Origin of the sequence: Streptomyces sp. NRRL F-525 (assembly GCF_000716605.1) — a bacterium.
GTDB lineage: Bacteria > Actinomycetota > Actinomycetes > Streptomycetales > Streptomycetaceae > Streptomyces.
Window position 1 is genome coordinate 1 of record NZ_JNXE01000202.1, and the last position, 307, is coordinate 307.

Below are 307 nucleotides of genomic sequence, written 5' to 3' on the forward strand. Positions count from 1 at the left end.
CCCTGTGGGCCTCCGGCCACCACACCGGCCTCGACTTCGCCGCCCCCACGGGCACGCTGCTCAAGGCGGTGCACGGCGGCACCATCACGTCGGCCGGCTGGGACGGGTCGTACGGCTACAAGACGGTGCTCACCCTCGACGACGGCACCGAGCTCTGGTACGCGCACCAGTCCTCCATCAACGTCAGCGTCGGCCAGAAGGTCACCACCGGTGACGTCATCGGCCGCGTCGGCGCCACCGGCAACGTCACCGGCGCCCACCTCCACCTCGAGGTCCACACCGCCGGCGGCACCGGCATCGACCCGAT

At 71.7% G+C, this 307-nt stretch carries 1 protein-coding gene; it reads left to right on the forward strand.

All coding sequences use genetic code 11. The annotated features are described in order from the left end of the window. A partial coding sequence (locus tag OO69_RS48525; protein WP_033287457.1) for a M23 family metallopeptidase occupies window positions 1–307 on the forward strand: 307 nt, incomplete at both ends.